Origin of the sequence: Chitinophaga ginsengisegetis, from assembly GCF_900168065.1 — a bacterium.
Lineage (GTDB): Bacteria > Bacteroidota > Bacteroidia > Chitinophagales > Chitinophagaceae > Chitinophaga > Chitinophaga ginsengisegetis.
Genome location: NZ_FUZZ01000007.1, coordinates 104,943 through 117,914, shown reverse-complemented (window position 1 = coordinate 117,914; position 12,972 = coordinate 104,943). Strand labels below are relative to the sequence as shown.

Here is a 12,972-nt window from a genome sequence, read left to right as displayed (position 1 = left end):
ACCTGAATCCCGGAATTCAATATTGATACAATATTTCCCCTACCTTTGCGTCTACAATAGTACTCCCTCTCTGTTATTCCTGCAATGTTTTACTGTAAATTGTAATAAGAATTGTTACTGGCACTAAAAGGACAGCCTTTGGTTATAATTGTACCATAATATGAAAGTTTTAACTGCACACCCCGGTATATTTAACGATGATAAAGTAATTGAGTCTAATATATCATTCGTACCGTTCCTGAATTATCTGAAGGAAAAGGTAACTCATGAAGGAGAAGCCCGTTCGTCTTTCTATAAACTGATCATTGATAAATTTGAAAGTAACCCGGAGATACTCAAACCCATTCCTGCCACTGCTGATCTCGGTGCATACAAGGAATACCTGGATCTGCTGATAGCCGCCATTTTCCCGGTTACCACAGATTCCAGCAAAGACATCTATGGCATAGGCGTTCCGTTTAAGTTCGCCATCTTCCATTATTCTGATCTCTTTAAACAGCTATTTGCTGAAAACGGCTCTGAGTTATCGGCTGTTCCGGACGGCATTTCCATTGCCCAGGTAAAAAAAGACAAGATCACCTGGTTGTATAAACTGATCCTGGAAAAGGTATTCCACTTTCCCATGAACTATAAGAACGATATCATCCATACGCTGGAAACGCCCGATGGTGGTAAACGTTATGTGAAAGTAAATATAGATCCCAGGTTTGTGGATGTAAAGGTAAACGGTGAACTGCCGCACCTGAACTATGATATGTTCTGCTCCAAGCAGATTACACCGGATGCCCTGCAACAGCTGTTGCCTACCAGTATGTTTTCACTGGAAGGCTTTGTTATCTGGACAGTGAAAGATGTGACCCAATCGGAAACGCTCAATAATATCAAGAGCCTGGTGATGAACATGCGCACCAGCAACGAAATCGAGAGCTACCGGACCCTGGAAAAAATGATCCCGGTTATTTTAGGTATCCCCGATGTAACCGCCCACATGGTGCCGTTTCCAAAAGTAAACGGCAAAAATGTACTGGAAGAACAATTCTCCAATACCGATCCGATCCTGGGAGTGGGCAATAAAAAACAACAGCAGCACTTTTTCCAGCTGCTCCTGGAACACGCGCAGCAAAACCCGGCACCGCTGATCGTTCCTGATGTCAATGAAACGTCGATTGCGCCGCATGCGTTCCTGAAATATCTGCCTATCAAGAATATCCGGAGTTTCGTGATATTCCCGATCACGCATAAAAAGGAAATACTGGGCGTGCTGGAGCTGGCCTCTTCCACACCCAACCGGTTATCGTCTGACCCGCTGTGGAAACTGCAAAACACTTATCCCCTGCTGGTGCTGATGCTGAACCGCAGCATGAACATCCTCGAAAGCCGGCTGAATGAAGTGATCAAAGACCAGTTTACCGCCTTACAGCCTTCCGTGGAATGGAAGTTTGTGGATGCCGCCTGGAATTACCTGCTGACACCAGAAGAAGAAAGAAAAGATATTGAAAGCATCAGCTTTGATGAAGTGTACCCGCTTTATGGCGCGGTGGATATCCGCAACTCATCTGTACAGCAGGGCACTGCTATCCGCGAGGATTTGCAGGAACAGCTGGAACTGATCCGCGATACACTCGAAACCATCGGCAAAACCATTCACCTGCCTTTACTGGAAGAACTGCAGTTTAAAACAAATGATCTGCTGGACAATCTCAGTAACAGCCTGCAGGCGGGCGAAGACCTGAAGGTGAACGAGTTCATGGACCAGGAAATACAGCCTGTACTGGAACATCTCTGTGAAGACAATGAAGAGCTGAAACCATTACTGGCCAGCTATTTTGCGAAGATGGACAAAACAGAAGGACACGTTTATCATCACCGGAGAGAGTACGAAGAAAGTTTATCCAACATCAACATGGCCATCAGCCAGTACCTGGAGAAGGAACGCCAGTATATACAACATTCTTTCCCCTGCTACTTTGAAAAGTACCGTACCGATGGCGTGGAGTATACTATTTATATTGGCCAGTCGATTGCCCAGGAAAAGAAATTTGACCAGTTGTACCTGCGCAACCTGCGCCTGTGGCAGCTTTCCTCTATGGCGCATATCGCAAGGCTTACGCATAAACTGGGACCTAAATTAAAGGTGCCGCTGCAAACCACGCAGATGATCCTGATGCACAGCGCTCCTATCACCATCAGCTTCCGCAGCGACGAACGCCGGTTTGATGTGGAAGGCGCTTACAATGTGCGTTATGAAATCATCAAAAAACGTATTGATAAAGTACATATAAAAGATACCGGCGAACGGTTAACACAACCCGGCACCATTGCAATGGTATACTCTTATGTGAGAGAAATGGAGGAACTGAAAAAGTATATTACTTTCCTGCAAAGCAAAAAAATACTGCTGCCGGAAATTGAAATGCTGGATCTGGAAGAGCTACAGGGCGTGAGCGGATTGAAAGCGCTCCGCGTAAAAGTAAATATGGAAGCTATCGTATAATAAAAAAGGGAAGGCTATCTGCCTTCCCTTTTTATTTAGAATTTAAACCCGAAGGTGATATAAGGTATTGTTTCTTCTTTGGAATGCCCCACCACTGCGGTAATGATCAGGGCATTGATCGGCGCAATATAAACGCCTCCGCCGTATCCATCGTGCCATACGTGCGAGGTTTCATTTTCCCTCCATATGCGGCCCACATCATTAAAGGCGATGAGCCCTACGCCTGCGGGCAGGATATAAGTTTTGAGATCAAATAACTTCACGCGTATTTCTGTATTGTTATATACGCTGGCGTCGCCGGCAAAGCGGTAGTTGCGGTAACCGCGCAGGTTTTGAACGCCGCCAACCGTGAGTGCCTGGAAGTACTCATAGTTCCCCCATAGTTTACCGCCGCCAAAACGACTTACAATTACAAAATTAGCCGGGATGCGGAAGCTCATGTATAAACTCAGATCCGATTGCAGCGAAGTAGTGTTATAACTCTTATCATTTACGCCAAAGTTACCGGCGTAAGTGGTTGTCCACAGAATGCCGCGGGTAGGAATGATTTTACTGTTACGGGTGTCAATAGTAGCCACTATTTTACCACCCGCATATGCTTTATTAGTATAGATGCCGGCAGAATCCAGTCCATTGTTTTTGAAGTCGGTGATGAAACGGTCATGGTTTTCATCTTTATCAAAGGCGTAATTATTGAATGTAGGACCGTACGCAATGGTCATATGATTTCCTATGCTGGTGCGCAACAATGCTTCTGCAGTATAAAAATTATACCGTGCACGATAGTAAGAAATGGTTTTATTACCGGACTTATCGAATATAGTTTCATTTCCATATCCGAAGAAGTTGATGGTATTGTTGGGCGCTTTTGCTCTGGCAAACAGCAGCAGGTCTGTTTTCCCGATTACATCGGTGTATTCTCCTTCATAGCGGAAGTTCCAGGCACGGGTGGCCAGTGCATGCGTAGCGGTGAACAGGTGTTTGGTGGAGAACGGCTCCCGGCGCCACGCGTGGCGGGTAACGGACAAGCCTAAACCGAGCAGCAAACCATCGTCACGATTGTAGCCGCCGGCCAGTAGCGGCATTGTTTTTTCATACTGGAAGGCGCTGCGGTTATATTTGATATTCGCCGGATCGTTGGACAGACGGCGTTGTTCATTGCCGGTGAGGGCGAAAGTATCTTTGCCGGTTCTCTGGTCGTATATGCGTACCCGTTTGCCAGCCCGCGCAGTGGTGCTGTCGATATAGGAATCGGCGTCCTTGCCGCCAACGAGGCGTATGCGTATGGGAGTTGCGTTATCGCCTTTTATTACAAAGCGATCATTACCACCCATGCCATATACATTTACTTCTTTGGTTACGGAAGGATCAAAAGTGCGGGAGTAGATGTTTTGCTGAACGACTCCTTTCTTGCTGATCTTAAATATATCGAGGGCTACTTTACCACCAGGTTGTTTTTCTACCGAGATGAGTTCATTCTTTTCAGTGGCCGGCACATCAACGCCTTTGGCGAGGAAGCGGTAGTATTTGAGTGTGTTCTTCTCCAGGATGTTGCGGCGGGCAGATAATTTATCGATCATCATAGGGCCTACCAGCGACCGGATAGTATCGGGAAAAGCGTTTACAGCAGCAGTGATCACACTGTCGGTCATCTTCTTTAAAAGCTTATCTGTTTGTTTCTTCCAATCCTCTTCATTCATTTCATTGAGGAAGGAGCGATCGAAGTAACGGGTGCTGAAGTTAAAGCCGTTGATATCGGGGATATCTTTCCGGAAGCCCTGTATGGCCGGCATAAACCAGGGGCGGGCAGCCAGGCGAGGAATAAATCCTCCGTTCAGGAAAAACGCCTGGTCGCGGTCGCGGGGAACCGGGTAATAGTATTCCTCTCCTTTATGTTTTTCCTTATACCAGCGCCACTGGTCGTCATGACGATCAAAGTCCATGATGTACATATCGAAGATGCGGGCGCGGAGTACAGATTTCTGGTCGATATGCTCATCATTATCTCCCCAGATCTTTGCCAGTACTTTTGGCGTATTGTAAGTTTTATTGTTGCTGCCGGTAGCGGGTTCTCTTTCTTCAAAAAGGAATACTTCGTTCCCATAGTCGTTTGCATAGATGCCGAGCGAGCTATCGGCTGGCAGGTATACAAAAGTGGGATTGGTGTGCGGCACGCCGGCGGCTTCGGCCAATACGCTTACTGCCAGCGGGGCATAAGGGTTGGCGGCGGAGATCTGGTCCTGTACTACTTCGCGGGCAATGGTTTCGCGGAGCAGTTCAGGAATAGCTGCCAGCGGGAACTTTTTCAGGGAGCGCATAGCCCATTCGGTGCCGGTGCTGTCTTCCAGGCGGAGTGAGTGTGTTTGTTTTCCACCGCCGCGTTGCAGGATCTTCAGGCCGCCTTTGGCAGTTTTGAGGTCCAGTACCGGGAAGTTGAGCGGGGTGGCCCATACCTGCCGGTAATTTTCTCCCAACAACTTTTTATGAAAATTGGAGACATGTACATACTGTGTATCCGCAGCTACCCTGATAAATGGCGGCAGTGATGCCGGCGGCGTGTAGGCGAGCGACTGTTGCGGAATGTCCTGCAGGCGGAACAGGTTATTGCTGAAAACGGGTTGTGTGCCGTTGTCTGCAACATAATACTGTACGCGTACGGTGCTGTCGGACATTAATTCGATGGCGCTAAAACCGTTATCTGTACTGGCGAACAGCGATTTCGGTCCTTTCTTTACGCGGTTATTTTTTGCGCCGCTGCCACTTACCACGTAGGCATTCTGCTGATCTTTTATGAGCTGGAGGGTGTGATCGTGACCAGACACAAACACCACCGGGCCATGAGGTTTCAGGGCTGCTTCCACTCCTTTGATCATCTGCTGATACTTCGGATTGGGAATGTCTTCCAGGGTACCAAAAACGCCACGGGCAATGGGATAGATAGAGCCTATCACCGGCAAAGGCACATACAGCGCCGGGCGCAGGTCTGTTAACGGGAAAATATGTTGCTTGATGGTATAATATCCTCCGTGAATGCCGTAGCTACGGAAGGGATGATGGGTAGCAAATATGATCAGCTTGTTGCGGTTGGTGGCTACTATTTCCGACAGCCTGGTAAGGATCTCGTCATTGTCTTTACAATCGCAGGAAGATTCTATTCCCGGCTTCTGATAAGGAAACACCCACCATTCGCTATCCATAATGATGAGGGTGATATTATCGGAGATCTTTACTTCTATGGGGCCGGGGCAACCTTCTTTTGGTTCAAACTGAACGTTATCGAGGTGTTGAGAATCCACATACCGTTGCTGGTTGCGGATAATATCCCATCCATCGGGTTTACTTTTGTCCCAGTCGTGGTTACCAGGAATGATATATCCCTGGGCTTTGGTACCACGTACCAGGTTGATCTGGTAGTCGATGATTTCTTTGGCCACCTGGAATTTGTTACTGGAGGAATCGGGTAACCCGTGCGGATATACGTTATCGCCCAGGAAGAGGATAGTATTCCGGCTATCCTGGAGATCGAAGGTATTACGTACGGCATCCACTACGGGATTTTTGCCGTTGTCGTGCAGTTCCCCGGCATCGCCGATAAGGATCACACGTTTCACGACCTGCGGCGACTGGGCATAGGCGGCAGTACATGTAACAATTAATAGGGCAATATAGATGATGGCTGATCTGATCATTTGGACTTGTAGGTAAATTTAAGAATATTGGCAGTACCGTCGTATCCGCCTTCATTAGAAATATACATATCGCCGTTGGGTGCAAATGCCAGTCCTTCCGGCTGAAGGAACAGGCGGTGTTTCAGGTTGTAGGCTTCCTGTACGTGGCCCTGCAGGTCGGAGATCACGAGCAATCCATTCACCGAGGCGATGATGTACAATCGCTTTTCGATGGGATGAATGGCTGCTGCGGAAGGTTTGAAGAACCGCATATCTGAACCGGCCAGGCGCGCAATTTCCTGGTTATTGAACTTATAAATGGCCGTGGTATCAAATGTCCTGGTGGCCAGATCGAAGCGGTAGGCGCTGGTAACGCCGAGGCGTTTATCATCTTCACAATTCTTACAGATCATCACAATACTGTTACGGGCAGAATCGTAGTAAGTGGTTTCAAATTCCTTCTTTCCCGTTTTTGGCATTTTGTGATGATCGCTGTAAACGCTGTCGGTGAACAGGCCGTGGACTTCAAACAGGGAGCCATTGCTTTTCAATACAAACCAGCCGCTATCTGTGTGGCAGATGTCTTCATAATCTCCGTTTTTTGCAAATTTAAAGTGCGGGTAAGGTTCCTTTGCCAATACATCCAGCTGGTAGATGTGGCCTTCCTCATCATTAATGGCCATAATTTTGTGTTCATCAGGAAACAATTCCATGCCTGAAATTTCCTGCATAGACTCCCTGACCCGGTAGCGTACCGGCTCTTTTAAATCGTAACCACGTGGGGAGGCGTATACTTTTTGTTCCCTGTCGCTCATATTACATGACAAGAGGAAAAGGAGAAATATTAACCCGATCCGGACATCCATAGTGTAACTTTATAGCATAAATTTAACTCAAAAATGCAGTAACTTAGGTTCAATTTGCGATTTGTAATACGCGAAGTAACGAACATACCGTTATTAGTACAATAAAATGTATAAAGTATACAACGTATTTCGCAGTTCCTTATCTTAATTTTCGTCTTCCTTATGCAAAAGAATGCTATTATAGATGCAGCCCGGGACTATGTTATAGCCCAGTATCAGCAACACCCGCGCCCTAACCTGGTTTATCATAATCTCGTACATACGCAACAGGTAGTACAGGCTGCCGGACAAATTGCGGCCCATTACCGCCTTCAGGACGACGAATTAGCGGCAGTATACGTAGCTGCCTGGTTTCATGATGCCGGGTACCTGCTGGGCGAAGGCAGTGCCCACGAAGAAAACGGCGCCAAAGAGGCCCTGCAATTCTTACAGCAACAACAGGCGCCGGAAAATGTTCAGTCGATGGTGCAAGGCGCCATCCTGGCTACCAAAATGCCCCAGTCGCCCCACAACCTGGTAGAACAGATTGTTTGTGACGCCGATCTTTCACACCTGGGATCCAAAGAGTACTCCGACCGGAACAAGCTGCTCCGGCACGAAATGGAGCTGACCTACCAAAAGGATATTCCCGCCGTGAAATGGCTGAATACCAATATCACCTTTTTAACGGAGCATCACTACTGGACCGACTACGCGCAGACCCTGTTTAAACAACAGAAAGAAGAGAACCTGGAAAAGCTGAAAAAGAAGCTGGAGAAAAAAACAAAAGAAGCTGCGGAAGATAATCTTACCGCTATCACCGCCACTCCCGGCGCCGGTACTTCCGATACCCCACCGGCTACCTTCACTGAAAAAAAGAAAAAAGACAAGGATAAAGAGAAGTCAGGTAAATCCGAACGTGGCGTGGAAACCATGTTCAGAACCACTTCCACCAATCATATCAGGCTAAGCTCTATGGCCGACAGTAAAGCGCATATCATGATTTCGGTGAATTCTATTATCATCTCCGTGATATTGAGCGTACTGGTAAGGCGACTGGAAGATTATCCCAACATGGTGATTCCTTCCATCATTTTTCTTTTCACGGCTGTACTCACCGTGATCTTCTCCGTGCTGGCCACCCGCCCGAATGTAACCAGCGGTACCTTCACCAAAGCAGATATCGAAAAGAAAGATGCCAATCTCCTGTTTTTTGGTAACTTTTATAAGATGCACCTGGAAGAATACCAGTGGGGAATCAAGCAGATGATGGATGATTCTGAATTCCTGTACAGCAGCATGACGAGAGACATTTATTACCTGGGCGTAGTACTGGGTCATAAATACAAACTGCTGCGTATTTCCTATAATATTTTCATGTTTGGTCTTATTATTTCTGTATTCGCTTTCCTGATTGCAGCAATTTTCTTCCCGGTAAAAGCATAATGATTCATGGGTGTTCCTTTATATAACCGCGATCTGAGCTGGTTATCCTTTAATTACCGGGTGTTGTTGATGGCGGCAGACCAACAGGTACCACTATACGAAAGGATTAAATTTCTTTCCATTTTCTCTTCCAACCTCGACGAGTTTTTCCGGGTGAGAATGCCGGCCATACTTACCATTAACCGGGTGCTGGAAAATGATCCGGCAGCCGGGGAAAATGACTCCATCAGCAGCGATACGTTACAACAGGTGTTGCAGGAAATAAACCGGCAGCAACAGGAATACGGACAGATTTTCACCGGCAGCGTATTGCCTGACCTGCGGACACAAGGCGTACAGTTGTATTATAACCAGCCGCTGCAGCCTGCCCATCTTGCCTTTACAAAATATTATTTCCTTACTACCGTACTGGCTTATTTACAGCCGGTATGGCTCAATGGAAAACATAAAAAACTATTTCTTGAAAACAACCAGCTGTACCTCGCAGTAACACTGGTGCCTGAAAATAATACCAGCATCCAGGAATTTGTAATTGTGAATATCCCCGCCGACCTGCCGCGTTTTCAGCAGCTGCCGTCGCTGGAGGGCGTTCATTACATTGCTTTCCTCGATGATATTATCCGCGCGCATCTCTCTTATCTTTTCCCTGGCTATACGGTGGAAAGCTGCCACAGCGTGAAGCTTACCCGTAATGCGGAAATGGACATGGACGAAGTGAAAGGTGACATCCTCGAAGAAGTAGAAACGTTGATCCGTAAACGTGAGTTGGGCGTGCCTACGCGCTTCCTGTATGATGCCGCTATTTCCCGGTCGCTGCTCCATTTCCTCGCCATCCAGTTTGATGTACAGGACGATGAGCAGGTAATGGGCGGACGTTATCATAACCTGAAAGACCTGGCCAACCTCCCCGCGCCGGCAGGGTTACTACACGTAGATTATCCCAAAGTAATACCCGCCGAAAATAAGGCCATTGTGGCTACCGACCGGTTACTGGACCTGGTGTTACAGCAGGATTTGCTGGTACATCTCCCCTACCAGCGCTACGATTATATCCTGCGCTTTTTTAATGAAGCCGCGGCAGATCCGGATGTAGCCGAAATATATGTAACGCTGTACCGCATTGCTTCCGGCTCACAGATTGCACAGGCGCTGATCAGCGCAGCAAAGAACGGGAAAAAGGTAACGGTGTTTGTGGAACTGAAAGCCCGGTTTGATGAAGCCAATAATATCCGCTGGGCAAAGAAAATGAAGGATGCCGGCGTAAAACTCATTTATAGTATTCCTGGTATGAAAGTGCATGCCAAAACTGCATTGGTAAAGCGTAACCGCGGCTACCAGTGGGATTATTGCGGCCTCATTGCTACCGGTAATTTTAATGAAAGCACTGCACGTTTTTACACCGATCATGTTTTGTTTACCGGGCATAAGGATATTACCCGGGAGATGGAACTGCTGTTCCTGTACCTTCAAAGCAGGGAACAACCAGCGGGTTACCAGTTTTTGCAGTTCCAGCATTTGCTGGTAGCACAGTTTAACATGACGGAACGTTTTACCGGGTTGATAGACCGGGAAATTGTTCACGTAAAAGAAGGAAAGCCCGGCAGAATCATCATCAAAATAAATAACCTGCAGGAAAGAGGGATGATCAGTAAACTGTATGAAGCCAGCCAGGCAGGCGTACAGATAGACCTGATTGTGCGCAGCATCAATTGCCTGGTGCCGGATATCGCGGAAAGTAAAAACATCCGCATCATACGGATTGTAGACCGGTACCTGGAACATGCGCGGGTATTCATCTTCCATAATAATAACCAGGAAGAAGTATATATGGGTTCGGCAGATTGGATGAACCGTAACCTCCATCGCAGGATAGAAGTATGTGTGCCGGTGTATGATCCTGCGTTGCAGCAACAGCTGAAAGATATTGTCCGGTTGCAGCTGCAGGACCCTGCCAAAGCCCAGCTGGCCATCCAGCAGTATGTGCAAAATATAGTGTAAATTAGATATCCTGATTAATAGTTTTTTTATGAAGAAGTTTGTTTGGACGTTGTTATTGAGTATGGCTTTTGCAATTCCTGCCACGCAGGCGCAAACACATGACCTGGAACATATTTATAACCCTGCTGCCGATGCAAAGGCGGATATTGCGGCGGCAGAACAAAAAGCAGCGAAGGAGCAGAAACATGTATTGCTGCAAATTGGCGGCAACTGGTGCATCTGGTGTAAGCGGCTGTATAAATTTATAGAAGATGATGCCGAGCTGAAAGCAGCATTGAATGATAATTATGTAGTGTATCATCTTAATTACAGCAAGGAAAACAAGAACCTGCCTGTTTTGAAAGAGCTGGGCTATCCGCAGCGTTTTGGTTTCCCGGTGCTGGTAATACTGGATGCGAAAGGTAACCGGCTGCATACACAGAATTCCGGTTTGCTGGAATCGGCAGATTCCTATGATAAAAAGAAAGTGCAGGAGTTCCTGAAACAATGGTCACCCGCTGCGTTGCAGCCTTCCCATTATATCAACGAATAACATCGTCATGGATAACGGCATTACCACTTTCAACACGGATGCTGTGCAATCTTTTCAGAAGTTTGCACAGCATCCGTTTAAGTTTTCGGCCTACCTGTTCTGGAAGCTGCCGGCAGCGTGGCTTTCAGGAGTGCGGTTAAAATCGCTGGAAGCCGATACCTGTGTAACCACTGTTCCTTTCCGCTGGTTGTCGCAAAACCCTTTCCGGTCTACCTACTTTGCCTGTTTAGCGATGGCAGCTGAACTCAGCACCGGTTTACCGGCGATGATGTATGTACGCAGCGCGCCACGGCGTGTATCCATGCTCGTTACCGGCATGGAATCCACTTTTGTAAAAAAAGCCACCGGCGTTACCACGTTTACCTGTTCAGAACTCCCGCTGCTGAGAGCCGCTATAGAACGGGCGCTAAATGATAATTCCGCGGAAACCGTTACCCTCCGCAGTGAAGGCCGGGATAAAGACGGCATATTAATTGCCTCCTTCGCCATCACCTGGTCGTTTAAATGTAAATCGTAAAATGGTGAACGCCGTTCACTCTAAATATCTGATATGAAAATTGCATTTCATGGCGCTGCGCGCACTGTTACCGGATCAAAACACCTGATCACACTTAAGAATGGCAAAAAGATTTTATTGGATTGTGGCATGTTCCAGGGCATGGGTCATGAAACAGATTCCCTTAACAGGGACTTCGGATTTGATCCGCAGGAAATAACGTACATGGTGCTGTCGCATGCACATATCGACCACTCCGGCCTTATACCGCGGCTCGTGAAGCTTGGATACCGGGGCGATATTTTCTGCACACCCGCTACCCGCGATCTGGCGGAAATACTGTTGCTCGACTCCGCCGAAATACAACGCGATGATGCGAAGTTCACCAATAAAAAAATGGCGAGAGAAGGACTCCCTTTTGTAGAGCCGCTATATAGTGTAGATGATGCGAAACTATCCATAGACCGGTTAAAGCCGACTGGTTATAATACCTGGACGCACATTGACAAGGATATACAACTGATGTTCACCGACGCCGGACATATTGTAGGCGCCGCGTCTGTACATCTGCGTATTACAGAAAATGGTAAAACAGAACAGATCTCTTTCAGCGGTGATATTGGCCGCTATAATGATGCGATACTGAAATCGCCGGAGGTGTTTCCACAGGCAGATTATATCCTGATAGAATCAACCTATGGCAGCACGCTACACGCAGATGCCGCTCCTGCTGATGCTGAACTGCTGCGTCATATCCGGGAAACCTGTATGGAAAAAAGAGGGAAGCTGATCATTCCTGCTTTCAGTGTAGGACGCACGCAGGAGTTGTTGTACGCATTGAACAATGCGCAACTGGCGGGTAAACTGCCGAGGGTTGACATTTTTGTAGACAGCCCACTTTCCACAGAAGCTACTGCCGTTACCAAAGCGCATCCCGAAGTATTTAACAGCGAAGTCGCTAATATCCTGAAAAAGGACGATGATCCGTTTGACTTCCCCGGTCTTCATTATATCAAAACAGTAGACGAGTCCAAAGCACTGAATTTCCGCCAGGAGCCCTGCGTGATTATCTCAGCATCGGGCATGGCAGAAGCCGGGCGTGTGAAGCATCATATTGCCAATAACATCGACAATGCCCGTAATACCATTCTTATTGTTGGTTATTGCGAGCCGCAATCACTAGGTGGTAAGCTGATGCGTGGCGCTAAAGAGGTATCTATTTATGGTACCCGTTTCCATGTAAATGCGGCGGTGGGCGTGATCCGTTCTATGAGTGCGCATGGCGACTATGAAGATCTGAGCCAGTGGCTGGCCTGCCAGCATCCGAAAGATGTGAAAAAACTTTTCCTGGTACATGGGGAGTATGATGTGCAGCAAATCTTCAGGGAATGGTTGATTAAAAAAGGCTTCCTGGATATAGAGATCCCGGAGCGGCATTATGAAACCGGCCTCGCATAAAAATATTCAGCCAATGGGAAAACAGATCGTTTTTC

The 12,972-nt window shown here is 47.3% G+C and carries 8 protein-coding genes; 6 read left to right on the top strand and 2 right to left on the bottom strand.

What is annotated here, in order from left to right; all coding sequences use genetic code 11:
- The first annotated feature begins 160 nt into the window (after positions 1 to 160).
- Positions 161 to 2,494, top strand: a complete 2,334-nt coding sequence (locus tag B5Z18_RS31835) for a GAF domain-containing protein (RefSeq protein WP_079473622.1) — start codon at positions 161 to 163, stop codon at positions 2,492 to 2,494.
- Positions 2,495 to 2,529: 35 nt separating this feature from the next.
- Here B5Z18_RS31835 and B5Z18_RS31830 read toward each other — a convergent pair whose 3' ends face one another.
- Both B5Z18_RS31830 and B5Z18_RS31825 read right to left on the bottom strand, forming a co-directional pair.
- Positions 2,530 to 6,183, bottom strand: a complete 3,654-nt coding sequence (locus B5Z18_RS31830) for a BamA/TamA family outer membrane protein (protein WP_079473621.1) — start codon at positions 6,181 to 6,183, stop codon at positions 2,530 to 2,532.
- Positions 6,180 to 7,028, bottom strand: coding sequence for a hypothetical protein (locus B5Z18_RS31825; RefSeq protein WP_143313763.1), 849 nt, complete (start codon positions 7,026 to 7,028; stop codon positions 6,180 to 6,182). The genes B5Z18_RS31830 and B5Z18_RS31825 overlap by 4 nt, the downstream gene beginning before the upstream one ends.
- Before the next feature lie 162 nt (positions 7,029 to 7,190).
- On the opposite strand from B5Z18_RS31825, the gene B5Z18_RS31820 reads away from it, so the two are divergent.
- The 5 genes from B5Z18_RS31820 to B5Z18_RS31800 are packed head-to-tail and all read left to right on the top strand — an operon-like array spanning position 7,191 to position 12,937.
- Complete coding sequence (locus B5Z18_RS31820; RefSeq protein ID WP_079473619.1) at positions 7,191 to 8,453, top strand: Pycsar system effector family protein; 1,263 nt, start codon at positions 7,191 to 7,193, stop codon at positions 8,451 to 8,453.
- 6 nt (positions 8,454 to 8,459) lie between these two features.
- Positions 8,460 to 10,451 carry a polyphosphate kinase 1 gene (ppk1, locus tag B5Z18_RS31815; RefSeq protein WP_079473618.1) on the top strand — a complete coding sequence of 664 codons (1,992 nt, stop codon included), beginning with the start codon at positions 8,460 to 8,462 and terminating at the stop codon, positions 10,449 to 10,451.
- Positions 10,452 to 10,479: 28 nt separating this feature from the next.
- The gene (locus B5Z18_RS31810; protein ID WP_079473617.1) at positions 10,480 to 10,983 is read left to right on the top strand and encodes a thioredoxin family protein; all 504 of its coding nucleotides are present in this window, start codon (positions 10,480 to 10,482) and stop codon (positions 10,981 to 10,983) included.
- A 7-nt stretch (positions 10,984 to 10,990) separates the two neighbouring features.
- Positions 10,991 to 11,500: a DUF4442 domain-containing protein gene (locus tag B5Z18_RS31805; RefSeq protein WP_079473616.1), complete on the top strand. Its 510-nt coding sequence runs from the start codon at positions 10,991 to 10,993 to the stop codon at positions 11,498 to 11,500.
- Between the two features lie 33 nt (positions 11,501 to 11,533).
- Positions 11,534 to 12,937 (top strand): MBL fold metallo-hydrolase RNA specificity domain-containing protein, encoded by a 1,404-nt coding sequence (locus B5Z18_RS31800; protein WP_079473615.1) that lies wholly within the window; start codon positions 11,534 to 11,536, stop codon positions 12,935 to 12,937.
- Positions 12,938 to 12,972: the final 35 nt, after the last annotated feature.

Bases quoted from the DNA above. Each gene is read 5' to 3' on its own strand.
- B5Z18_RS31805 (WP_079473616.1), top strand. From the start codon at position 10,991: ATGGATAACGGCATTACCACTTTCAACACGGATGCTGTGCAATCTTTT.
- B5Z18_RS31800 (WP_079473615.1), top strand. From the start codon at position 11,534: ATGAAAATTGCATTTCATGGCGCTGCGCGCACTGTTACCGGATCAAAA.
- B5Z18_RS31830 (WP_079473621.1), bottom strand. From the start codon at position 6,183: ATGATCAGATCAGCCATCATCTATATTGCCCTATTAATTGTTACATGT.
- B5Z18_RS31825 (WP_143313763.1), bottom strand. From the start codon at position 7,028: ATGGATGTCCGGATCGGGTTAATATTTCTCCTTTTCCTCTTGTCATGT.
- B5Z18_RS31810 (WP_079473617.1), top strand. From the start codon at position 10,480: ATGAAGAAGTTTGTTTGGACGTTGTTATTGAGTATGGCTTTTGCAATT.
- B5Z18_RS31835 (WP_079473622.1), top strand. From the start codon at position 161: ATGAAAGTTTTAACTGCACACCCCGGTATATTTAACGATGATAAAGTA.
- B5Z18_RS31820 (WP_079473619.1), top strand. From the start codon at position 7,191: ATGCAAAAGAATGCTATTATAGATGCAGCCCGGGACTATGTTATAGCC.
- ppk1 (WP_079473618.1), top strand. From the start codon at position 8,460: ATGGGTGTTCCTTTATATAACCGCGATCTGAGCTGGTTATCCTTTAAT.